Source organism: Acinetobacter sp. ABJ_C1_1 (assembly GCF_044684115.1).
In the GTDB taxonomy this organism is placed as follows: Bacteria; Pseudomonadota; Gammaproteobacteria; order Pseudomonadales; family Moraxellaceae; genus Acinetobacter; species Acinetobacter nosocomialis_A.
On sequence record NZ_JBITPU010000012.1, the window covers coordinates 77,584 to 101,615 of the forward strand.

General features: G+C 39.7%; 24 protein-coding genes and 1 pseudogene. 10 read left to right on the top strand and 15 right to left on the bottom strand.

What is annotated here, in order from left to right; genetic code table 11:
* The first annotated feature begins 22 nt into the window (after positions 1-22).
* On the top strand, positions 23-829 hold the full coding sequence (locus ACG59Z_RS13760) for an SDR family NAD(P)-dependent oxidoreductase (protein ID WP_016803828.1): 807 nt from the start codon (positions 23-25) through the stop codon (positions 827-829).
* 54 nt (positions 830-883) lie between these two features.
* Entirely contained in the window at positions 884-1,318 is a 435-nt protein-coding gene (locus ACG59Z_RS13765; protein WP_016803829.1) for a nuclear transport factor 2 family protein, read from the top strand.
* Here the strand turns inward: ACG59Z_RS13765 and ACG59Z_RS13770 are convergent.
* From ACG59Z_RS13770 to ACG59Z_RS13810, 9 genes and pseudogenes are all read right to left on the bottom strand, one after another.
* Positions 1,315-1,749, bottom strand: coding sequence for a YbjQ family protein (locus tag ACG59Z_RS13770; protein WP_400199830.1), 435 nt, complete (start codon positions 1,747-1,749; stop codon positions 1,315-1,317). The genes ACG59Z_RS13765 and ACG59Z_RS13770 overlap by 4 nt on opposite strands.
* Positions 1,750-1,756: 7 nt before the next feature.
* Positions 1,757-2,107 (bottom strand): YbjQ family protein, encoded by a 351-nt coding sequence (locus ACG59Z_RS13775; protein ID WP_002051367.1) that lies wholly within the window; start codon positions 2,105-2,107, stop codon positions 1,757-1,759.
* A gap of 109 nt (positions 2,108-2,216) precedes the next feature.
* On the bottom strand, positions 2,217-3,671 hold the full coding sequence (gene adeK, locus ACG59Z_RS13780; RefSeq protein WP_263614919.1) for a multidrug efflux RND transporter outer membrane channel subunit AdeK: 1,455 nt from the start codon (positions 3,669-3,671) through the stop codon (positions 2,217-2,219).
* Positions 3,671-6,847 (bottom strand): multidrug efflux RND transporter permease subunit AdeJ, encoded by a 3,177-nt coding sequence (gene adeJ / locus ACG59Z_RS13785; RefSeq protein WP_263614466.1) that lies wholly within the window; start codon positions 6,845-6,847, stop codon positions 3,671-3,673. Before adeJ ends, adeK begins: the two co-directional genes overlap by 1 nt.
* 12 nt (positions 6,848-6,859) lie before the next feature.
* Positions 6,860-8,110, bottom strand: a complete 1,251-nt coding sequence (gene adeI / locus ACG59Z_RS13790; protein WP_263614465.1) for a multidrug efflux RND transporter periplasmic adaptor subunit AdeI — start codon at positions 8,108-8,110, stop codon at positions 6,860-6,862.
* A gap of 24 nt (positions 8,111-8,134) precedes the next feature.
* Positions 8,135-8,761, bottom strand: a complete 627-nt coding sequence (locus ACG59Z_RS13795) for a phosphatase PAP2 family protein (protein ID WP_240287939.1) — start codon at positions 8,759-8,761, stop codon at positions 8,135-8,137.
* Between the two features lie 183 nt (positions 8,762-8,944).
* Positions 8,945-11,005 (bottom strand): site-specific recombinase, encoded by a 2,061-nt coding sequence (locus ACG59Z_RS13800; RefSeq protein ID WP_400199846.1) that lies wholly within the window; start codon positions 11,003-11,005, stop codon positions 8,945-8,947.
* Positions 11,006-11,019: 14 nt separating this feature from the next.
* Positions 11,020-11,997 carry an All-trans-nonaprenyl-diphosphate synthase gene (gene sdsA / locus ACG59Z_RS13805; protein ID WP_079548933.1) on the bottom strand — a complete coding sequence of 326 codons (978 nt, stop codon included), beginning with the start codon at positions 11,995-11,997 and terminating at the stop codon, positions 11,020-11,022.
* 46 nt (positions 11,998-12,043) lie between these two features.
* Positions 12,044-12,343 (bottom strand): annotated as a pseudogene (locus tag ACG59Z_RS13810) (hypothetical protein).
* 96 nt (positions 12,344-12,439) lie between these two features.
* Between ACG59Z_RS13810 and rplU the strand changes: the two are divergent.
* The 7 genes from rplU (at position 12,440) to ACG59Z_RS13845 (ending at position 18,263) form a co-directional block, all read left to right on the top strand.
* Positions 12,440-12,751 (top strand): 50S ribosomal protein L21, encoded by a 312-nt coding sequence (gene rplU, locus ACG59Z_RS13815; RefSeq protein ID WP_000271409.1) that lies wholly within the window; start codon positions 12,440-12,442, stop codon positions 12,749-12,751.
* An 18-nt stretch (positions 12,752-12,769) separates the two neighbouring features.
* The gene (rpmA, locus tag ACG59Z_RS13820; protein ID WP_000201632.1) at positions 12,770-13,027 is read left to right on the top strand and encodes a 50S ribosomal protein L27; all 258 of its coding nucleotides are present in this window, start codon (positions 12,770-12,772) and stop codon (positions 13,025-13,027) included.
* Between the two features lie 240 nt (positions 13,028-13,267).
* Positions 13,268-13,963, top strand: a complete 696-nt coding sequence (gene lolA, locus ACG59Z_RS13825; protein ID WP_002051355.1) for an outer membrane lipoprotein chaperone LolA — start codon at positions 13,268-13,270, stop codon at positions 13,961-13,963.
* A gap of 132 nt (positions 13,964-14,095) precedes the next feature.
* Positions 14,096-14,884 (top strand): RsiV family protein, encoded by a 789-nt coding sequence (locus ACG59Z_RS13830; RefSeq protein WP_400199831.1) that lies wholly within the window; start codon positions 14,096-14,098, stop codon positions 14,882-14,884.
* A 118-nt stretch (positions 14,885-15,002) separates the two neighbouring features.
* Positions 15,003-16,274, top strand: coding sequence for a serine--tRNA ligase (gene serS, locus ACG59Z_RS13835; RefSeq protein ID WP_017393835.1), 1,272 nt, complete (start codon positions 15,003-15,005; stop codon positions 16,272-16,274).
* A gap of 67 nt (positions 16,275-16,341) precedes the next feature.
* Entirely contained in the window at positions 16,342-17,715 is a 1,374-nt protein-coding gene (gene cysG / locus ACG59Z_RS13840) for a siroheme synthase CysG (RefSeq protein ID WP_400199832.1), read from the top strand.
* Between the two features lie 74 nt (positions 17,716-17,789).
* Complete coding sequence (locus ACG59Z_RS13845) at positions 17,790-18,263, top strand: tRNA (cytidine(34)-2'-O)-methyltransferase (RefSeq protein WP_002051239.1); 474 nt, start codon at positions 17,790-17,792, stop codon at positions 18,261-18,263.
* A 59-nt stretch (positions 18,264-18,322) separates the two neighbouring features.
* Here ACG59Z_RS13845 and ACG59Z_RS13850 read toward each other — a convergent pair whose 3' ends face one another.
* Positions 18,323-18,703 (bottom strand): helix-turn-helix domain-containing protein, encoded by a 381-nt coding sequence (locus tag ACG59Z_RS13850; RefSeq protein ID WP_032010152.1) that lies wholly within the window; start codon positions 18,701-18,703, stop codon positions 18,323-18,325.
* 114 nt (positions 18,704-18,817) lie between these two features.
* Between ACG59Z_RS13850 and ACG59Z_RS13855 the strand changes: the two genes are divergently transcribed.
* On the top strand, positions 18,818-19,378 hold the full coding sequence (locus tag ACG59Z_RS13855; RefSeq protein WP_400199833.1) for a flavodoxin family protein: 561 nt from the start codon (positions 18,818-18,820) through the stop codon (positions 19,376-19,378).
* Between the two features lie 37 nt (positions 19,379-19,415).
* Here the strand turns inward: ACG59Z_RS13855 and ACG59Z_RS13860 are convergent, their stop codons facing one another.
* The 5 genes from ACG59Z_RS13860 to ACG59Z_RS13880 form a co-directional block, all read right to left on the bottom strand.
* The gene (locus ACG59Z_RS13860; protein WP_080961315.1) at positions 19,416-20,801 is read right to left on the bottom strand and encodes an APC family permease; all 1,386 of its coding nucleotides are present in this window, start codon (positions 20,799-20,801) and stop codon (positions 19,416-19,418) included.
* Positions 20,802-21,065: 264 nt separating this feature from the next.
* Positions 21,066-22,250 (bottom strand): iron-containing alcohol dehydrogenase, encoded by a 1,185-nt coding sequence (locus ACG59Z_RS13865; RefSeq protein WP_400199834.1) that lies wholly within the window; start codon positions 22,248-22,250, stop codon positions 21,066-21,068.
* A 1-nt stretch (position 22,251) separates the two neighbouring features.
* Positions 22,252-22,785, bottom strand: a complete 534-nt coding sequence (locus ACG59Z_RS13870) for a hypothetical protein (protein ID WP_002051257.1) — start codon at positions 22,783-22,785, stop codon at positions 22,252-22,254.
* 80 nt (positions 22,786-22,865) lie between these two features.
* Positions 22,866-23,519, bottom strand: coding sequence for a lipoyl(octanoyl) transferase LipB (gene lipB / locus ACG59Z_RS13875; RefSeq protein ID WP_400199835.1), 654 nt, complete (start codon positions 23,517-23,519; stop codon positions 22,866-22,868).
* Positions 23,520-23,702: 183 nt separating this feature from the next.
* Positions 23,703-23,990, bottom strand: coding sequence for a YbeD family protein (locus ACG59Z_RS13880; RefSeq protein WP_002051390.1), 288 nt, complete (start codon positions 23,988-23,990; stop codon positions 23,703-23,705).
* Positions 23,991-24,032: the final 42 nt, after the last annotated feature.

The window sequence follows — 24,032 nt, forward strand, 5'->3', positions numbered from 1 at the left end:
AAAGATAATAGGAATTTAAAGCATGGCCAAACTTGATACTTTGCAAAATAAAGTGGTGTGGATTACTGGAGCATCTTCTGGATTAGGGAAAGCTTTAGCTGGTGAGTTTGCTCTGCAAGGTGCTCAAGTAATTTTAACTTCACGCCGCTTTGAAGAATTAGAAGAAGTTCGCGTTGGTTTACTCCATCCAGACCAGCATTTGTCGGTAGTTGCGGACATTACCAACCAACAGCAAGTTCAAGAAGCGTATGAGCAGATTTTAAAAGCCAAAGGCCGAATCGACTGGCTCATTAATAATGCAGGTTTAAGTCAGCGTGCTTTGATTCAGGACACCACAATGGAAACTGAACGGGCCATTATGGAAGTCGATTATTTCTCGCAAGTGGCATTAACCAAAACTGTGCTGCCGACGATGCTCAAACAAAAGTCTGGCCGAGTTGTATTTGTCTCTAGTGTAGCAGGGCTATTAGGTACGCAGTATCGTGCAAGTTATTCGGCTGCTAAAGCTGCAATTCATATGTGGGCCAACAGTTTGCGTGCTGAAGTTTCAGATCAAGGCGTTGAAGTTTCTGTGATTTTCCCAGGCTTTGTAAAAACCAATGTTTCATTTAATGCGTTAAATGGTGCAGGGCAGCCTCAAGGCCATCAAGACGAAGCAATTGAAAATGGATTGGAAGCAGATGTTTTTGCAGAACAGTCAGTTAAGGCGTTAATGCAAGGGCAAGAGTATATAGTAGTGGGTGGAACGAAAGAAAAATTAGGTGTAATGGTTTCCCGTATGTCCCCGAAATTACTCTATAAAATGATTCGAAAAACAAAAGTGAAATAAAAAAGAGATTTCGCCGTGCTAAATTGATGGAAAAACCCACATAGAAGGTTCACCATGGATCAAGACTACCATCGTATCTTAGACGTTGTAACGCGTTTTCAATTGGTCTTTGACCAGAAAAATTGGGATGCGTTTGATGAGTTATTGGCCGATCAACTTGAGGTGGACTATTTCCAGTTTAGAGGAGAACCTCTATGTGTGGTGTCTTGTCATGAATATAAAGGTTCACGGCAACAAGCTTTGTCGCATTTGCGACTACAGCACAATTTGAGTAATCCTCTTATTCGGATTGAACAAGACCAAGCTTGGCTAGAGTGTAATTATCAAATTTACCGTTTTTCGGAAAATGATTATTTTCATTCTTTTGGTCGCTATTATTTTACTTTGGCAAAACAACAGGACAAATGGAAAATTACCGGAATTTGCCAACACTTAACTAAAAATATTGGCAATCCGCGTATACATTTTTCTGCTATGGGGCAGTGCTAGTCTTTGACTGCTGTACCATAAGCAAAAACTTCAACCATTCCACCTTGCATACCGAGTTCGGTTGTACTCAGCCGAACTCCCATAATATGGTTAGCACCCACACTATGTGCTTGTTGTTTTAAACGAATAATCGCTTCACGGCGAGCACGTTCAACAATACTTTCATAACTGCTAAGACGACCACCTAGAACATTTTTTATAGAAGCCAGTACATATTTAAAGTAGTCATGGGAAATGACCACGTTACTGCTAATAAAGTGGCCCAACTGATCACTCGTTGCAAAACGATTGGTATCAATTCTGATATGGGCAAATTGTTGCTCTTTTTCTAGAAGTTCATTCAAATGTTTTTGTTCAATATGACGGCCAAAAGCCCAACCGATACTGAAAAGAATGAGAAAAACAACAAGCTGAAAAATAAGATTTTCCATTTTCTACCTATGCATTAAATGGATCTGGTAGATGTGGAGCTTGCGGTTGCACCACGACTGCTGTGCCATATACAAATAGCTCTGAAGCGCCTTGGGCAATGTTTGAAGTTGAAAAACGAATACCGACAATTGCATTTGCACCAAGCTGCTGGGCTTTGGCAATCATACGATCCATGGCTTCTTGGCGGGATTCTTCTAAAAGTTCGGTGTAGCCCGTGAGTTCACCACCCACAATATTTTTTAAACTTGCCATGAGGTCACGGCCCACATGTTTGCTACGAACAGTGCTTCCATAAACAACATCGAGTTGCTTTAAAATTTGATGGCCTGGAACGCTTTCTAAATTACTTAATAACATTGTTTTTTATCAATCTAAATTTCTTAAGGTTTCAAGATAAAAAATATTCACATCAGTTGCAATAAAAAAGCCCACCGAAGTGAGCTTTTATAAGAACATGATTTAAAGCTTATTGCTTTTTAAGTTCAGCACTTGATGGTTGGTGTGCCACAGTATCTGAAGTATTTGCTTTTAAACCACCACCTAGAGTTTTATATAACTCGATTTGGTTGTTTAAGTTTGCTTGTTGAAGCAATAACAAACCTTGTTCAGCTGAATAAGATGAACGCTGTGCATCAAGAACCGTCAAGTAACTATCAATACCAGCACGGAAGCGAGCATTTGAAAGTGTGTAGTTACGGTTAGTTGCTTCTACCAAACGTTGTTGCGCTGTTAAACGGTCACCAATGTTGGCACGCGTAGCAAGTGCATCATTCACTTCACGGAATGCAGACTGAACTGATTTTTCATAGTCAGACAATGCAATTTTCTGATCAGTTTCAGAAATTTTCACATTGGCACGACGAGTACCCCAGTCAAAGATTGGTAAATCTAAGCTTGGACCAATTGACCATGCAAAACCACCAGACTTAAATAGATCACTTAAGTCAGTTGATGCATAACCTGCTGAACCCGTTAAGCTAATGGTTGGGAATAAACGTGCTTTTGCAGCACCAATATTCGCACCCGCAGCGCTTAAGTTATATTCAGCTGCTTTTACATCTGGACGGTTGTTTAACAAGTCACTTGGTAAACCAGCAGTGAATACATTTTGCTGAGCAATACGTTTCACAGGTTGTGTTGGCAACAAGTTTTGTGCGACTGGTTGACCCACAAGTAAGTTCAATAAGTTCTGTGCTTGAGCAATTTGAGTCTTGTAGTTCGCTACATCATTACGCGCAGTTTCTACAGAAATCTGTGCCTGACGTAACGGAACTTCACTGTCGATACCTACATCAAAACGTTTTTTGTTGAGATTGTAAGAATCTTGCTGTGCTTTAAGAGTTTGCTCTGCAAGTCTTAAATTTGCTGTTGCAAACGAATAATTCAACCATGCTTGAGCAACTTGGCTGATCAAGCTGATCTGAGTCGAATCACGCGCACTTTGTGTTGAGAGGTAATTATCTAAAGCAGCGTCTTTTAGACTACGAACACGGCCCCAAAAATCAAGCTCATAAGCAGTTACACCCAAACCTACTTGGTAAGTAGAGTAGGGGTTATTCGGGTCACGGCTTGGCGTAACCTGACGAATTGCACTACCACTTGCTCCAATCGTTGGAAGCTGGTTGTTCTTCGTAATTTGATATTGCTCTTGAGCACGTTCAATATTGAGCGTTGCTTTACGTAAATCACGGTTATTCGCAAGAGCCAAGTCGATTACTTCCAGCAAACGCGGGTCAGCAAAGAACTGTTTGTAGCCCTGTTCAGCAATAGATGTACCAGAAGCGCTGTTATATGCATAGCTCTGTGGAATATCGGTTTTCACGACTGGTTCTGGGCCGCGCATGCTTTGACAAGCTGCCAAAGCAAGCGCAAGTGCAGATACCGCAATGCTACGACCTGAAATAGACCATACTTTTTGCATCACGATTTATGCTCCTGAGTGTTTATGGTTTTTGGTTTGTACTTAAAGATACTACGAATCCACACATAGAATACAGGGATAAAGAAGATACCTAAGAATGTCGCGCTGAGTACGCCACCAAGTACACCGAAGCCTACTGAGTGCTGACTTCCTGCACCAGCACCTGTTGAAAGAGCAAGTGGAAGTACACCAAAACCGAAGGCAAGGGTCGTCATGATAATTGGACGTAAACGCATTTTTGCAGCATGTAAGGTTGCATCAAGCAGATCTTCACCTTTTTCCTGCAATTCTTTTGCGAACTCAACAATCAAGATCGCATTTTTTGCAGAAAGCCCGATCACCGCAATAATCGCCACCTGGAAGTAAATGTTATTTGAGAGATTTGGATCTCCTTTAATAATCATACCCAAGTAGGTCAATACAAGTGCACCAATGACACCCAGTGGTACCACAAGTAAAACCGAGAACGGAATAGACCAGCTTTCATATAATGCAGCTAAGCAAAGGAATACGATTAACAATGAAAGTGCGTATAAGAATGGAGCTTGAGCACCAGACTCACGTTCTTCAAGTGATAAACCTGTCCATTCATAGTCGAAACCTTGTAAGCCCATAGATGGTAACTTACCAATAATTTCTTCCATTGCTTTCATCGAGTCACCAGAGCTTACGCCAGGTGCAGGAGTACCTTGAATGTTAACTGATGATACGCCGTTATAACGTTCAAGACGTGGAGAACCATAAGTCCATTTACCTGTAGCAAATGCAGAGAATGGAACCATCACACCTTTGTTATTACGTACATACCACTTGTTTAAGTCTTCAGGCATCATACGGGTATCCGCATCGCCTTGAACATAAACTTTTTTCACACGACCACGGTCAACGAAATCGTTAATGTATGAACCACCCCATGCAATACGCATTGTATTGTTGATGTCAGCAATGCTCACGCCCATCGCGCCAGCTTGGGCTTGATCTACATTAATTTGATACTGAGGTGTATCTTCCTGACCATTTGGACGTACACCCATCAGGCGTTTATCTTGTGATGCTAAGCCTAGAATGGTGTTACGAGCTGCAATCAATTTCTCATGGCCTTGACCACTTGAATCTTTAAGCTGCAAGTTAAATCCGGCAGTTACACCCAATTCAGGCATTGCAGGAAGCTGTAATGGCATAACGTATGATGCATCTTTAATGATCATGTTTAATGCCATACCACGCTTAATTAATGCGCCGATTTGAGTTTCTGGTGTTGTACGTTTGCTCCAGTCTTTCAACTTAACGAAGCCAATACCAGCATTTTGACCCACACCCGTGAATGAGAAACCAGATACGGTGAAAATAGATTCCACAGTGTCTTTTTCATTCATGAAGAAGTTAGTCATGGTGTCAATCACTTTACCTGTACGGTCAAGCGTTGCATTTGGCGGTAATTGAACAAGTGTCATGACCACACCCTGATCTTCTTCTGGTAAGAATGAAGATGGGAGTTTTTGGAACAAGAATACTAAAAGGGCAACTACAACAGCATAAAGCACGCCAGAGAAGATTTTGCCTTTAAGCATGCGGCTAACACCATTTTGGTAGCTATGCGACATGCGGTCAAAACCGTTGTTAAAGCTTCTAAAGAAACGCGCAAAGATATTATTGCTTGGTTCTTTATTTGGATCATGCTGTTTTAAGATTGTTGCACAAAGTGCAGGGGTGAAGGTTAACGCCACAATTAACGATAAAACCATTGCTGTTACAAGGGTAATCGAGAACTGACGATAAATTACACCTGTTGTACCACCAAAGAAGGCCATTGGTACGAATACCGCAGTCAATACGCTGGTAATACCCACTAATGCACCAGAAATCTGCTGCATTGAACGAGAAGTTGCTGTAACCGGATCGGTATGGTCTTCACTCATTACACGTTCAACGTTTTCGACTACAACAATGGCGTCATCGACCAGAAGACCGATTGCCAATACCATAGCGAACATGGTTAAGGTGTTAATTGAGAAACCAAAGATATTAATAACTGCAAATGTACCTAATACAACTACTGGAACTGCAAGCGTTGGAATAATCGTTGCGCGCCAGTTTTGTAAAAATAGGAACATGACAATGAATACCAAAATCACGGCTTCAATTAGCGTGTGTACAACACTTTCAATTGAAAGACGGATAAATGGAGTCGTGTCATAAGCGAGTTTATCTTGTAAACCTGCTGGATAGTTCTTACGTAATTCAGACAAACGTTGTTCAACAGCTGCTGCTGTATCAAGTGCGTTCGCACCAGTTGCAATTTTAATTGCAAGACCAGCCGCTGGTTTGCCGTTAAATTTCGAATCGAACTGATAGTTATCAGAACCTAACTCTACACGAGCAACATCTTTTAAACGAACCTCAGCACCTGATGCTGTGTTCTTTAAGAAGATATTTTTAAACTGTTCAGGTGTCTGTAACAAGCTTTGAGCATTTACAGTTGCGTTAAGCACTTGACCTTGTACAGCAGGTGCACCACCTAACTGACCTACAGCAACTTGCGAGTTCTGCGCTTGTAAAGCAGTTGCAATATCACTAGGTGTGAGTTGGTAACTTGTTAATTTAGCTGGATCGAGCCAAATACGCATCGCGTATGAACCACCAAAGACTGTTACTTCACCAACACCAGCAACACGGCTAAGGGGTTCTTTAATTGATGAGTTTACATAGTCTTTAATGTCTGAGTCTGACAGGTTGTTATCTGGTGAATAGAATGCAATAACTTGCAAGAAACTCGCACCAGATTTAGTTACTGTCACACCTTGACGTTGTACATCTTCAGGTAAAAGTGCAGTTGCAGATTGCAATTTGTTTTGAACTTGAACCTGTGCAATATCAGGGTCAACACCTTGTTCAAAGTTTAATTGAATAGATGCTTGACCATTACCTGCACTGTTAGAAGAAATATAACGTAAACCATCGAGACCATTCATTTGTTGCTCAATGATCTGGGTTACGGTGTTTTCAACTGTTTCAGCCGACGCACCAGGATAAGTCGCAGCAATTGTGACTGTCGGTGGTGCAATCGTTGGATACTGTGCAATAGGCATTTTTGTTAGCGTGAGAATACCCGCCAACATAATGACTAATGCAATCACCCACGCAAATATGGGGCGATGAATAAAAAATTGTGCCATTCAATCTACCCCTTATGCATTTGAAGCTGCTTTCTGTTCTGCTTGAGGTTTACCTGATTGAGCCGGTTTCGCAGCATTTGGCGCTGCACCTTGAGGATTTGCTGGTTGAGCTTGATAAGGTTTTGCTGTTACTTGTTGCCCTTCTTTAACTTTGGCAACGCCATCAACAATGACTTTATCGCCAGCTTTTAAGCCGTTAGTCACAATCCAGTTTTGTCCTTGAACCCCTGAGGTTTCAATTGGACGACTCTCAACAGCCCCTTTGGCATTAACAAGCATTGCTACAGCTTGACCTGTAGGTAAACGTGTAACGGCAGCTTGTGGAATCAGATAAGCATTTGGAACAACACCCTGAACAATTTGTGCAGTTGTATACATACCCGGAAGCAATAAATGATTCGGGTTAGAGAATACGGCACGTAACGTAATTGTTCCTGTATCTTGGTTTACAGAAGCGTCAGAGAAAGCAAGTTGCCCTTCGATTGGATAGGTAGAACCATCTTCAAGCTTTAATTTTACTTTCGTGTTGTTACTGTTGTTTAAACTGCCTTTACTTAATTGCTGACGTAAACGTAACAACTCGGCGCTAGACTGATTAATATCAACATAGATTGGATCTAACTGTTGAATCGTTACTAATGGGTCAGTCTGGTTTGCAGTAACTAAAGCACCAGCCGTTACTGAAGAACGCCCAGATTGTCCAGAAATAGGAGAGCGAATTGTAGAATAACCAAGATCTACATTCGCATTTGTTACTTGAGCCTTAGCTGCAGCAACTTGTGCTTCTGAGACATTGACTTGACCAAGTAAGTCATCATATTCCTGTTTAGACACAGCATTACTAGAAACAAGTTGTTTATAACGATTTAACTTGGTACGTAGTGAAGCTAGATTTGCCTGTTGTTGTAGGAGTGATGCTTTTGCATTTTCTAACGTTGCGCGGTTCGTTCTAGAGTCGAGCTCATAGAGCGCCTGACCTTCACGAACATAGCTTCCTTCAGCAAATAAACGTTTTAAAATCACGCCACTTGTTTGAGGACGAACTTCAGAAATTTGATATGCTGAAGTACGGCCTGAAAGCTCAACGCTCTGTTCAACACTTTGTGGTTGAGCAACAATAACACCTACTTCTGCAGGCGGCATTTTCTGAGCAGCAGCAGCTTGCTGTTTCTCATCGGAGCCTTTGCTACAACCAACAAGCGCGATACTTGTTGCTAATGCGCAAGCAGTAAGGGCTGGTGCCCAAAGCTTAGCCGACATCATTGTTCCACCTCGTTTAGATAAAATCTAAAAATATATTTGTTTTCTACTTAACCTACTTTGTGTTTGTAATAACCAGAGCCAAAGCAGTGCAATCCAAATAAAACCAATACCCCAACCAGCGAGTACGTCTGTTGGGAAATGAACTCCTGCATATATTCTTGAAAGCCCCATACACACAAACCAAAGACAGGAGATCAAAACAATATAAGGAGAGTTAATGTTGTGCTTACGGCATAACATAATCATTGCCAGACAAGCCAGTGTTGATGCATAAACACTATGTGCACTTGGGAACGATGCACCGTAACTTTCAACGATATGATATGCCTCAGGAGGTCTAGGCCGGTTAACACACCACTTGAGCAGCCAACCAATGGTGATACTGCCAATAACTCCCAAGCTAATGAAAATAACAGTAATATATTTTTTATACCATGCTAAATATACACATACTAGAAAGGATAAAAAACATACAAAAGGCATGCCGCCTACGCGTGCAAGAAAGGCAGTTATAGTATTAAGATAATCTAAACGATGATGACTCAATGTTTGAACGGTGAGCAAGTCCAAAGATTGAAGACTTGGTACAACCAGACCAAGAACACCTAATCCTAAAAAAACGCAACCAATACAAAGCAATAGATAGGGCATATACACACCTTTGCTTATTCATGTAGTGTTTTACTACTGAATGCCGTTGAAAGTGTACTTGCCAGTACACTTTTTTTCAAGCCTGATAGATCATCGTAAATTCATTTTGAAATTTTTTTAACATTTGGAAAAACAATCACAACAAAATTGACGGAATTCACAATTTGTGTACAAAGCAAAACGCTAGTGTTCTGCTTTTTTCCCGCCACTTGTTTGGGTATTTTCTTCTAATTCTAGAGGCTGTTTCGGTGGCCAGAAGAAGTCACTTGGTCGGGTAAGAAAATGGGTCATGACGAGTTTGGCTAAAGGTTTCCATTGTTCAAAGCGAACTCGGCGTGCACGTAATGCCACAATAATAGTGAGCGTGAAACTCACAAATAAGTTGGTGAGACCAATACAGAGCACACCTAAAAATGAAACAATAATCAAGCCAATATCTGGACTACCGTTAATGGTCATTAAACCTTGAATAAAGTTCGCTGATGCAAAGGCAATATGGCGAATATCTAAAGGTAAACCTAGAATAAAGCCGATAGTTCCCATACTTCCTAGCATGACACCGAACAGAAAGTTACCAGCAAGCGCACCTAAGTTACGTTCAATATATTCAGCAAAACGGTTTAGGCGTTCTTGCCCAAACAAGCTCTTTAAACGTCGGTGTGCTTTTAAACGTGGCCCTACTTTTCTATAAACAGCCATGTTATCGAAGTAACCTGCAATAAGGCCCGACAAGAACAAACACACGCCTGCGATTGCTGCATGTGGAACGGCTAAGGACGTAAATGGATTTAAACTGTGTAAAAGAGAAGTTGCTTTGGTATGGGTTAATAAAGGTTCATCTAGATAAAACTGCCAAGCAAAAGTAATGAGTGCGGCAGTAGGGATTGCAATCGAGATATTACCCAAAATAGCAATAAACTGAGTTCGAATAATATTGATAATAAGCGCTGCTAATTCTGCAATTTGTGCAGTCTTAGAGCCTTTACGCTGCTGAACAGTTGCAGCGAGGGCAGCGGCTGTCATTGCGGGTTGTTTAGTTGCAACAGTAAAGTGCAATACATGAATCAGAATAAAGCCAAGTGAATAGTTCATGCTGAACGTAAAGGCTTGCATAAGCGGGGCCATCGTCATACGTGCAGCAAGAATTTTTAATGAGGCCATACAGGCAATAATCACACCTGCACCAGCAGCGGCTTTATACATACCCCAAAAGCCTTTGGTGTCTGTACTCACATAGTGCTCACCAGTACGGCTTGCATTTTCTGTGACCTGAAAGGCGATGAGTTCACTGGTGGTACTTAGTAAAGAGCGAACACTTTTTTCGCTGTAATGTGCTTTAGTTAAGTCCGAAATTAAATTCCCTAAAGAAATATAGCGGCCTTCACTGTCGTCTACGACCAAGTAGAGTAATAATTCAATTCGATCTAAACATTGCTCAAGCAAAGACAGTAAATAAGTCAAACTTAAACTAACACCGATTCTTTTGGTGGCCCGACGTATTTTTAAAACGACGTCACGGCATTGTTCCAACATTACAAATGCTTGAGATGCATCTGGCGGGGGAACAACTGCAATGTCATTGCTAGAAATATCTTGTTTTTTATATTTTTCGATAAACTCAATAATTTCACGGTTCTGTACTAAAAACGGCGATTCATATTCAGTTAACTCAGGCTGAGCATTAATAAACTCAGGATAAAGCCCAATACCACTAATACGATAAGATAAGACAGTAATCGCCTTAATCATTTCTCGTTGAATGGCATGTTTTTCATCGACATTGCTGTTACTTTGCCCAATTAAACCGAATAAGGTTGCCCAATCTTTGTCATCAACGTTGTTTAACCAAACTGAATCACTTTCTAAATAGAAAATTTTTCCAATCAAAATTTTGAGCTGGCTGGCATCTTCAATGAGTGGCAGAAAATGGCCACCTAGTCTTTGTCCAAGTTGGTTCCAGAAACCATCTAAAGACAAAATGCCACTATCGGCATATAAGCTCACTTGCTTATATTGATTAATGAGACGTAATAAAAAGGTTTGTAAAAGGACAGGAGCGGTAGGAGTAAGTAATAAGCTGTCAATAAATGCTTGTATTTTTTGCTCTATTTCATCCGTATTGTGAGGATCGGATGGCCGTAAAGCATTGACTAGGTCAATGAGAATATTTTCGTCGATAACAGCTTGAGGATTTTCAAGCTGTTTCTGGATTTTTAAAAAATGATCTGAAAAATTTATATGCATAGGCAAAATAATATCTACTGTATTCGATGTAATGCAAGCCGAGTAAGATTAATCAACGCCTGACGATAGGGTGTATCAGGCAAGATTGATAAGGCTTGCAGTGCTGCTTCTGTTTCTTCTTGGGCACGGCGCTGGCAATAATCTAAAGCACCAGACTTTTGTACAATTTCAATGACTTTGGATAATTGGTCAACCCCACCAGTCGCAATACTACGACGAATAATGGCGTGCTCTTCACCAGTTGAATGTGCTAATGCTGAAATTAACGGTAAAGTCGGTTTACCTTCCATTAAATCATCACCAATATTTTTACCTAATGTTTCAGCATCTGAAGTGTAGTCTAAAATATCGTCAATAATTTGGAATGCATTTCCAAAATGACCTGCAAATAATCTTAAAGGTTCACGGTAGGCTTCTTGCCCAGCCAAAATGGCAGCACCTTCAGTTGCAAGTTCAAATAAACGAGAAGTTTTCCCGTGAATAATTTTTAAATATGTTTCTTCGGTTGTATCCGGTTGATGCTGAGATTGAAGTTGTAGTACTTCACCTTCAGCGATTTCACATGTACCTGTTGAGAAATCTTTTAATAAGGTCATGTTGTTTAAATCAACCAATAGATCAAAAGCGCGAGCAATAAGGAAGTCACCTACTAACACGGCAGTTTGGTTGTTCCAAGTTGCGTTGGCAGTAGGGCGGCCACGACGAAGCCCAGATTCATCGACCACATCATCATGCACTAAAGTTGCGGTATGAAGCATTTCAATAATGGCAGCCAGACGCTGTGCATTTTGCATGTTGTCCAGACCACAAGCTCGTGCTGCAAGTAAACACATGATCGGACGCATACGTTTGCCGCCAGCTTCAACAACATGTTTACTGACCGACATGACCAAGCCGACTTTTGAGCTAATTCCTTCATTAATCAAGTGATCCATCGCAGCAAAGTCTGTAGCAACAGGAGCGAGAATGTCTTGCTTAAAATCGATGACCATATGAAGAAAAACCCCGTATTGGTGATAAGTGGCGTTAGTGTATCAATTAAAAGTGCATTAAACAGGGAAACAAGCAATTGATATTAATCATTTGTAGGTTCATGAAGAGTTCTTTGTTCTTTATTTCGGCAAAACGATGTGTTTCCGACAAAACAATAAATTTTAATAACGTCAACATGAATACAGCTTGTTCTTGTTGCAAGTTGTGTTTGGAACTGTATTTTAAATTCCATTCAGAATCAATGAAAAGTACTAAATTCGAATTGAAGCTGTTTTTATTATGTAAGAATAACGGTCTCTATTGCTTAGATAAAGATAAAGCACTTGTCGTTTGATCAAATTTCACTTAAAATCTGTCGCCTTGTATAACCCCAGTGGCGTTCGTTTTAAGATCGATATATCCCTTTATCGACACGACGACACGGGCTGATTGGAGTACATTATGTACGCAGTAATCCAAAGCGGTGGTAAACAGCACCGTGTAGTTGAGGGTGAAACCCTTAAAGTTGAATTATTGAAGGCTGAATCTGGCGCAACTATTACATTTGATGATGTATTAATGGTTGTAAACGGTGACAACATTCAAATCGGTGCTCCAGTTGTAGCTGGCGCTAAAGTAACTGCAGAAGTGATTGGTCATGGTCGTCACGACAAAATTCGCATTATCAAAATGCGTCGTCGTAAACACTACCGTAAGCAACAAGGTCACCGTCAATGGTTCACTGAGTTGAAAATTACTGGTATTTCAGGCTAATCACGAGGAGTAAGAGACATGGCAACTAAAAAAGCCGGTGGATCGACGAAGAACGGTCGTGATTCAAACCCAAAAATGTTAGGTGTTAAAGTTTACGGTGGTCAAACTGTAACTGCTGGTAACATCATCGTTCGTCAACGTGGTACTGAATTCCACGCTGGTGCAAATGTTGGTATGGGCCGTGACCATACTTTATTTGCTACTGCTGACGGCGTAGTAAAATTCGAAGTGAAAGGTCAATTTGGCCGTCGCTACGTAAAAGTTGAAACTGTTTAAGTTTTAGCTTAAGAAAAAGCCCACATTTTGTGGGCTTTTTTTATGGAATTTCATTAATTTCATCTTCATCATGATGAATGAAATTCTACAAACAATATGAATAACATAACAAAATATCTTATTTTCTCAATGATTAGCACAGAGTTTGTCGGTTAATATGGGTCTTGAATGAAGAGCTTGTTCGGCTTAGTGAAATTAAAAGCGAACAAGTTATCTTACAGCAACTAAAAAGGTGATGACATGAATATGCTTCGTAAAACCATGTGTGCTATTACACTCAGCGCGTCAGTGCTTGCTCCTGTAATGAGTACTACAGCGTTTGCTGCACCAGTAGCAGCACCGGAGCAACAGGCGATTGGGAACCTAGTAAATCAGTTATCAGGATTACAGCGTTTAACTGCCGATTTTGAACAAACAACCAAAGCAAATACAAAAGCTGTAGCACAGAAAAAAGGTTTAGGTGCTCAGCATATGAACCAGACATTTAAAGGTTCAATGAAAGTTGAACGTCCGGGGAAATTTTATTGGGAAACTGTGAGTCCGTCTAAACAAACTATTGTGACGAGTGGTAAAACAGTCTGGATTTATGACCCTGATTTACAACAAGCTGTCCGTCAAAGCTTAGATTCGCAAGTAGCCGATACTCCAGCTTTATTGCTCTCTGGTAATACTAGTCAAATCATGAAGTCTTACCGAGTGACTCAGCCAGATAAATCTAAATTATATTTCACGTTGTTCCCGAAAAAAGAAGATGGCGCTTTCCAAAGCTTAACGATTAGTTTTGGTGCCAACAAAGCACCGACATTAATGGTGTTACAAGATTCTTTAGGACAAACCACTTACGTGAAATTTAATAATGTAAAAGTGAATGCTTCAATTCCAGCTTCAACTTTTAATTTTACGCCACCTAAAGGCACAGATATTATTGACCAATAATTATTGCACCTCTTTAAGAAAGCCACCTGAAAGGGTGGCTTTCTTTTTATATATCAATCACAGATACATTTTTTAACCCCGTCTTATTCTTACGCTTTGTATAGTGATAAAAGAGAATACACGGGGATTAACATGCGACTTTACGATAAGAAAATTATTTTCATTCTTCCTATGGTAGCTGCCATGGTGGCAGGAAGTGGCTGTCAGCCAAAATCTGCAGCTAAAGATGAGCAACCTGCATCTAGTGCTTCAGTAAAAGAGCAAAAACAAGCAGAAGTTCCTGTTATTCAGGCAAAAGTAATTCCAGTAAAATTACCAAAGTCTAAAGTTTGTCTTGAAGATGGCTGTACTGAATATGACTTTCAGACAGTACAAACTAATCAAAAGTGGATTAATGATTATTTTACAAACCGTATAAAAAAAGCAGACCCGAATGCTTTTGCAAACTTGGCTGATAAACCTGTTGAAGTACCAGAGGGGGAGCCTCGTTCAAGCCAAAGTGCAATTTATGTCCGTTATTTGGGACAAAATTATAATCTAGCAACCTTTGCCTTACAGACATACTCATACTCTGCAGGTGCAGCACATGGCATCTCTCATCAAGAATTTGTAAATTTTGATTTATTAAATAAAAAACACATTACTGTTGCTGAACTGATTAAGCCAGATGTAGAAAAGCAACTCGTTGATGCACTTTTTGATGCGAATACCAACTGGCTTCAAGAACACAATATTAGCCGTGAAAAACTGCAGTTAAGTGATAATTACTACTACGGTGCCAATGGGATTGTTTTTGTTTACCCCGTTTATGAGCTAGCTTCTTATGCAGAAGGGATGACTGAATTAACACTGCCGTATTTTGAGGCAGCTAAGTTCATTAAACCTGAGTACTTACCAAGTGTGCCGAGCTACAACATGTAAAATATCTGGTGTCTTCTTAGAATTGTGTGAAAGCTATTCGATATGAAGATGATCACTATATTTTTTAGTGCTAAGGGCTTACACTATAGCCAGTTTTTTACCCATATTATGATTAATTATGATCGACCCTAAGTTACTCAGAAATAATATTGAAGTCGTTAATGCAGCTTTGGCAAAACGTGGTGTTCAGCTAGATGTTCAAGAATGGGCGTCTTTAGAAACTCGCCGTAAAGACTTGCAATCAAAAACTGAAAAGTTACAGGCAGAGCGAAATGCCGGTGCTAAACAAGTGGGTCAGATTAAAAAATCCGGTGGCGACGCTTCTGAAATCATGGCACGCATGCAAGCCATTGGTGATGAGATTAAAGCTGCTGAAGTTGCTTTATCAGAGCTACAAAACGAGATTGAGCAAAAAGCATTAAGCATTCCAAACTTACCAGATGAATCTGTTCCAGTTGGTAAGGATGAAAGTGATAACGTTGAAATCTCAAAATGGGGTACACCTCGTCAGTTCGATTTTGAAATCAAAGATCATACTGATTTAGGCGAGTGGATGGGCGGCTTAGAGTTTGAAACTGCGACCAAGCTCACTGGTTCACGTTTCAGCGTGTTGAAAGGGCCTTTAGCGCGTCTACAACGTGCTTTAACCCAGTTCATGCTTGATACTCATACTTTAAAGAATGGCTACACAGAAGCTTATGTGCCGTACTTGGTTAATGCTGACTCACTTCGTGGGACAGGTCAGTTACCAAAATTTGAAGAAGATTTATTTAAACTTCAAGGTGAAAAAGAATACTACCTTATTCCTACAGCTGAAGTTCCAGTCACTAACTTTGTTCGTGACGAAATCATTGATGCAGACCGTTTACCATTAAAATATGCGGCTCATACACCATGTTTCCGTAGTGAAGCGGGTTCTTATGGTCGTGATACACGTGGTTTAATCCGTCAGCACCAATTTGATAAAGTTGAAATGGTGCAAATCGTTAAACCTGAAACATCTATGCAGGCACTTGAAGAACTCACTGCACATGCTGAGGGTATTTTGCAAGCACTTGGTTTGCCATACCGCAAAATTTTGCTCTGTGGTGGTGATATGGGCTTTGGTGCGATGAAAACTTACGATTTAGAAGTATGGGTGCCAAGCCAAAATACATATCGTGAGATTTCAAGCTGCTCTAATATGGGTGATTTCCAAGCACGTCGAATGAAAGCACGCTTCCGTATGGATCAGAAGAAGACTGAATTAGTGCATACGCTAAATGGTTCAGGTCTTGCAGTAGGACGTACTTTGCTTGCAGTAATGGAAAATTACCAACGTGAAGACGGCTCAATCGAGATTCCAGAAGTATTACGCCCATATATGGGTGGTGCAACGTTTATTGACTAAGCTTTGCATCTAAATTGTGCACGTTTTTTGCTTAAACATAGTCAGATGATTGATGTAGAGGTTTAAGGTGGATATTTTTCCAATCTCTTTGAAGTTGCAGCAGCAACGTTGTCTGATTGTGGGCGGAGGGCATATTGCTTTACGCAAGGCAACCTTATTAGCTAAGGCGGGGGCAATAATTGATATTGTTGCTCCTGAAATTGAAGAACAGCTTCTGCAATTAGTGACAACAACAAACGGTCAGCATTTTGTTGAAGTTTTCTCTGAGAAGTTTTTAAGTACACCATATCGACTCGTCATTGCCGCGACCAATGATCCGCAAGTCAATAAAACAGTTTTCGAGCAATGCGAAGTACGTAATTTACTCGTAAACAGTGTTGACGATATTCCACATTGCCGCTTTATGGTTCCTGCGATTATTGACCGTTCACCTTTAGTGATTTCGGTTGCTTCAAATGGGACATCTCCTGTTTTATCTCGTCAAATCCGCACACAGTTAGAGACATCCATTCCACATGGAATGGGGAAGTTAGCTGAATTTTCAGGAAAATGGCGAAATCAAGTTAAAGAAAAAATTTCTAATCCCGATGAACGCCGTATTTTTTGGGAAAACTTGTATGCAAGTCCCTTAAAAGAGAAGGTTTTTAACGATAATCTAGATGCTGCAGATAGTATGCTTGAACAAGCATTGCAGGAGTGGAAAGCACCTAAAGGTGAAGTTTATTTAGTGGGTGCAGGTCCTGGTGATCCTGAACTGCTTACCTTAAAAGCTTTACGTTTAATGCAGCAAGCTGATGTGGTCATTTATGATCGTTTGGTATCTCAACCTATTTTAGAGTTATGCCGTCGAGATGCGACAAAAATATATGTCGGTAAAGCTCGTTCAAATCATTCGGTTCCCCAAGATGGTATCAATGCTTTACTCGTTGAATATGCTCAACAAGGAAAGCGTGTTTGTCGTTTGAAAGGCGGTGATCCGTTTATTTTTGGGCGTGGTGGAGAAGAGATTCAAGAATTATTCCAAGCTGGTGTGCCATTTCAGGTGGTTCCGGGTATTACTGCAGCATCAGGCTGTTCAGCTTATGCGGGTATTCCGCTCACTCATCGTGATTATGCGCAGAGTGTACGTTTTCTAACTGGTCATTTAAAAGAAGGCTCTCCTGAGCTTCCTTGGAATGAGCTGGTATATGAAAACCAGACTTTAGTTCTTTATATGGGCTTGGTGGGCTTAGAACGTATTTGCGAGCAGTTAATTGCACATGGACAGCGTCCAGATATGCCAGTCGCATTAATTTCAAAGGGTACTACCCCTGAACAAAAGGTTGTGGTGGGGTCACTTGCTGATATTGCATCTAAAGTGACAGAACATCAAATTCATGCGCCGACTCTCACGATTATTGGTGAAGTCGTACGTTTGCGTGAACAGTTACAGTGGAACTAGTGGGCTAATCATTATCTTCGATAGATTTAATGATTGCCTGAACTAACCAACAAGTAATTTAAGTGAGTAATTAAGTGATTCATGTTGTTCTATACGAGCCTGAGATTCCTGCGAACACGGGGAATATTATTCGTCTATGTGCTAATACAGGGGCTCAATTGCATTTGGTTAAGCCTTTAGGTTTTGAGCTTGATGATAAAAAGCTTAAACGTGCAGGGCTTGATTATCATGAATGGGCAAGAATGCAGATTTGGGACAATATTGAAGCATGCCTTGCAGACTTAAAGTCAAAAGGTGTTGAGCATGTCTTTCCTCTAACGACAAAGGGTTCTGCAACTCCGCATACAGTTGATTTAAACCGACCTGTGGCTTTACTGATGGGGCCAGAAACACGTGGCTTGCCTGAACATGTGCGTTTGATGTTCCCTCAAGAGCAGTGGATTCGCTTACCAATGGCTGAAAATTCTAGAAGTTTAAATTTATCTAATGCGACTGCAGTGATTGTTTATGAAGCATGGCGTCAGCAAGGCTTTAAAAATTTAGGTTAGTTTTATAAATACAAAAAATAAGGCCCTTGGTGGCCTTATTTTTTTGATCTAATTTTAATTTAAGCTTGTTCTAGTACTTTTTCATCATAGATGATTTGTGCTGCTAAAACTTGTTCGATGTTTGTTTCAGCCCATTCTTTTAACTGGAATGCCATTGAAGCGACATTTTGGCCTAATGGTGTAAGTGAATAGTCAACACGAATAGGTGAAGTGTCTTGAATTTTACGTTCGATAAAGCCGTCTCTTTCAAGCATTTTTAACTTTTGTGATAAGACTTTAGGTGAAATACCTTGAATATTCTTTTTGAGCAAATTGAAGTGCTGTGTTTCTTCTTCAAGAATGTTTAAGATGAGTAAAACCCACTTGTCTGCAATTTTTTCAAAAAATAAACGAGCAGGGCAATGTTGTTGAAAAATATTATATTTTAGACATTCATTCATACCATTTACCTACTTATTTTAAAAAAAATATACTAGTTACCAAGTGGTAACTAATTGACACCTAGTTTCTAAAATATATCATAAAATGGAATTTAATAAAACACAGGTTCTTCCATGTCTAATTCTAATATTGCGGTTGTATATTTCTCTGGTTATGGCCACACGAAAGTAGTTGCTGAAACTTTTGCTAATGAAATTAATGCTCAACTTATCCAGATTGATCAGGAAGGTAATATTACTGAGCAAGATTGGGAAACATTAAACAATGTAAAAGGTATTGTTTTCGGTGCTCCGACTTACATGGGTACAGCACCATGGCAATTTAAAAAATTTGCTGATGCAACTTCAAAAGTTTGGTTTACACGTGGTTGGGAAGATAAAGTATTTGCAGGCTTTACCAACAGTGCAAGCCTAAATGGTGATAAGCAAGTTACGCTTATTCAATTACAAACTTTAGCATCACAACACGGTGGCATTTGGGTGAGCTTAGGTCTATTGCCAGCAAACACTAAAAACGCAAAACGTGAAGATGTAAATAACTTGGGTGGCTCAGTAGGTCTACTTGTTCAGTCGCCATCAGATGCAAGTGTAGATGAGATTCCAACAGGGGACTTGGAAACAGCAAAACTTTATGCAAAACGCGTACAAGGTATTGTAAATAAAATATTTGGATAATAAGTCCATAAAAAAGGCGCTTTAAGCGCCTTTTTTATTATTCATGCTCGTTGTGTTGAGGAGCATTGTATTTAAAGCCTTTGGTCTTGTAAGCAAGATAACCTACACCAACCACTGCCCAAGCTAAGCCAATTTGTAAAGCAAGCTTGTCAATTTCCAACCACATTAGGAACACACTGGCAAAGCCAAGCGTCGGTACAATAATGTAATTAATAATATCTTTAATAGATTTGTTTTTACCATCTCTAAGCGCATAACGCGAAATGACAGAGAAGTTCACAAAACTAAAAGCAGTTAAGGCCCCGAAACTAATTAAGTTAACAATATGTTCAAGGTCTAAAAAGCCAGCAGACAACGCAACTACACCAACAATAAGAATATTGTAAGTTGGGGTATGTAGTCTTGGGCTAATATGACCAAACAACTTTTTATTGATAACGCCATCACGTCCCATTACATACATTAAGCGAGATACGCCAGCGTGTGCTGAAATACCCGATGCCATTACTGCAACCACAGCAAAGTATAAAACTAATGTTTTAAAGGCAATGCTACCAATTGCTGCAACCATCACAGGTTGTGATTCATCTAACGGTTTAAAGTAAGTCGTTGGGTTGCTTGGGAAATACAACTGGATAAAGTAAGTACTTATGATGAAAATGACACCAGCAAGCAATGCTGTTGAAAAAATCGCTTTTGGAAGTGTTCTTTCAGCATCTTTTGTTTCTTCAGCAAGTGAAGATAAAGCATCAAAACCTGTAAAAGAGAAACAAAGTACCGTTGCACCACCAATCAAAGCACTAATAGAAGTCATATCATTCCAAAAAGGAGTGAGTGACCATAATTCAGCTTTATCCGGATTTAGCGTACCATCGGCATATACACCTTGGGTAAGCAAGGTATACACTTGATAAACAAAGTAAAAGATAACACCAAGTTGAATAACTACAATTGTACTGTTAAAGCGAGCAACGAAACGTGCGCCGAATAAGTTAATAACAGTCATTAATGCAGTTAGGCCAATTACCCATAACCAATTATTTACTTCTGGAAACAATGCTCTTAAATAAATATCGGCCAAAATGATATTGACGAGTGGTGAAAGTAAATAGTCTAGCCAAGATGACCAACCCACCATAAAACCAACATTAGGGTGAATTGACTTTTGGGCATAGGTGTATGCTGACCCTGAAGAAGGATAGCGTTTGATCATGTGTCCATAACTGATCGACGTCAATAAAATTGCAACTAACGCAAAAATATAAGAAGTAGGTACATGACCACCACTTCGTTCTGATACTAAACCAAAAGTATCAAATAAAGTTAATGGCTGAATATAAGCTAAACCAATAATAATGATGTGCCATAGCACAAGATTCTTTTGAAGTTTAGCTGTTGGTTTAGTCCCAGATAAGTTTGTCAACGGCGTTATCCTCATAATCGTTGATCAAGGATCAGCTTGGTGTTAAGGATCGTTTGAGACGAACGATCCCCCCTACATAAAAGATAAAGTGCGCCAATCTATCCTAAATTGATGCAAATTGTCAGTACTTTCGTGGATTTTTTAGCAAATTTTTTGCCATATTTCCAAAGAAAATGATGAATAAAAATTCATAGATATAAAAAAGGTCTGATTTGTCATAAAAATCAGACCTTTAGTTTTTTCTTTAGATAGCTAAAACTTAAATTACCAAGCTTTTTGTAGGATCTCGCGTATATCTTTTAAGCTTGCTTCTTTAGGGTTGTAAATAATAGAGCCATCATTTAGTGCTTTTTCTGCAACTTCATCAAGTTGTGCTTCAGTAACCTTACCAGTTTCGCGCAAGGTACGTGGTAACTTGGTTAAGCTAAATAAACGATCACGCATTGCTAAAATAGTTGTAATTGCTCTATCTGCACGTTGGGTTGCTGGAGTTTGTGCATAGATATCTGCACTAGCTAGAGGTAATAGTAACTCACCAATTTTCTGACCATTTACTTGTTTGTTGTATTCAAGCACATAAGGTAAGAATAGGTTCATACATAAACCGTGGGGCAGGTGAGCAACTGCACCTAATGCATGCCCTAACGAGTGCACAAGGCCTACCATCGAGTTAGAAAATGCGATACCTGCCATTGTAGAAGCTTGTGCGAGTTCTAAACGGCCTTGCGAGTCATTTGGATTTTCTAAAACATTAAATAAATTTTCACTAATCTTTTTGATACCCGCACTTGCATAGGCATCACTGAGTGGATTAGCTGCCATGCAAGTATATGCTTCAACACAGTGTGTTAACGCATCCATACCAGTCATTGCCGTCAAGTGAGGTGGTAAAGTTAATGTCATACGTGGATCTAAGATTGCAGCATGTGGCATTAAATAATATGAAGCAAATGCCAATTTCACATTCTTTTGTGTGTCAGAAACCACAGCAACCATAGTCACTTCTGAACCTGTACCTGATGTGGTTGGAATCACAAAAAATGGCTTTAATGGTTTTGGTAGGTTATGTGCACCAGAATATTGAAGAAGGTCATTTCCACCTTCAGAGACTAAAATATTGGTTGCTTTAGAGGTATCAATAACAGAGCCACCGCCAACAGCAATAATCGCGTCACACTTATTTGTACGATAAGCTTCTGCTGCAAGACGAACTACTTCAAGACTTGAGTCTGGCGGAACATCATCAAAAACATGACCAATCACAGCATCAGTTGTGCTAAATGCAGCTTCAATAGGGTTGAGTAAGCCATTTGCGCGAACGCCTTTATCTGTAATGATAAGTGGACGCTTTGCACCTAAAGTTGCAAGTTCAAACGGAATATGTTCTAAAGCAGCATTACCGGCAATGACTTTTACAGGACAAAAGAATTCGTAATATGGTTTAGCCATGTTATGCGCTCCGCTTGAAGTAAGACTTAGCTACTTTTAAATAAATATTTGCAGCTTCGTTGAATTTTTCTTTTAGGGTGAGTTCGGTTGGGTATTCTTTAACTGCGAGTGAAGCTACCAATTTCGGTAAAATGAGAGATTCCATTTTGTTTAGGCAGCGTACTAAACGAATTGCTGCGGATACATCACCATCGGCAATCATTCGATCATTTGCAAATGCTTGAGCAGTACTTTCCTGAAATGAGAAAACCAAAAATGCATGGGTTACATGCTTAAATGTAATGGTTAAATCAGGCTTTTTTTCCGCTCTTTTTAGCAGTTCTAATTGTTTGTTCTCTGTCACTCGGGCAAAAAATGCTGGTCCATTTGGGAAGACATTCATTGAAAGTACAAAGTGAACAGGAAATTTGGATACTTCCTCTTGTATTTCACTATCTACTTGACTCGCCATGACTAAGCCACGACCAACAACATCCATCATGAGCTTAACGTAGGCAAGTTGCAGAGTGGGCTTTACAGCTTTTGTCGAAATCACTTGCTATCCCTTCTTAAAATTATGCAAAAGCAAATTTAGAGTAATTACTCTAATCTATTTTTATTCCATCTCAAAATCATTTATTCAATTTTGACTTCAGGGTCATTAAAGTACCCAGAGGCCTTAATATACTCAATAAAGTCCTGACAAAGTTGTTCAAATGATGGATATGGAGTCACCAAATCTTGTATGCGGACCATTTCTAAACCTGCATAACCACATGGGTTAATAGTTTGAAAACCTGTTAATGCACAGTCTAAGTTTAGGGCTAAACCGTGATAACTGCGGCCACGACGAATTTTGAAACCTAAGGAACCAATTTTTCTATCATTTATATATACGCCTGGAGCATCAGGTTTTGCATATGCTTCAATATTATATTTCTTTAAAACATCAATCATAAATTGTTCAGCAAAACTAACCAATGTACGCACATTCCACTTTAGCCGATTAAGATCAAACATAAAGTACGCGACCAGTTGACCAGGGCCATGCCATGTCACTTGCCCACCACGATCAGTTTGAACTACAGGAATATTGGATGGAATTAGAATATGTTCTGGTTTTCCAGCTTGACCTTGAGTTAATACTTCGTGATGCTGGAGCAACCATAGCTCGTCGGGTGTATTTTCATCACGTTGATTGGTCAGGTTCTTCATCAATTCGAATTTGCTTTGATAATCTTGTAAATCGTTCCACTGACGAATAATCAAAGTGGGTTTATCAAGGCTCATTAAACATTTTCCTGTGCGATGTACTAAACAGAAGGGCAGTCTCACAATATTAAGTTATGAGAGTATGCTCTTGATGAGTTTAAAGTATTTTGCTTAAACGGTTCTAAATATTTATTGTTATTTATAATAAGATTGATATAAATAAAAATGCCATGACATTAAAGTTGTCATGGCATCTTAAAATTAAAGTGCAGTTCTGATCTGCGGACAAGCAGCCAAGTCTGCATATAAAGCATGAACTTGTTCCAATTCATCAAAGCGTAATTGTGCGGTTAATGAATGGTATTTACCTGTACGAGATTCTTGTACTTTTAACGTTGATTGGTCAAAGTCAGGAAAATGTTTTACTAGAATATCAACTACAGCTATACGTAATTCTTCACCCGCATCGCCAATGAGTTTAATTGGATAGTCCATTGGAAATACCCAAAGGTCTTCACGGAGTTCGCGAGATGGAGTGCGGTCTAACATAAGTAACCTCATCATGTGAAACGCCTGCATCATCGCAGGCGT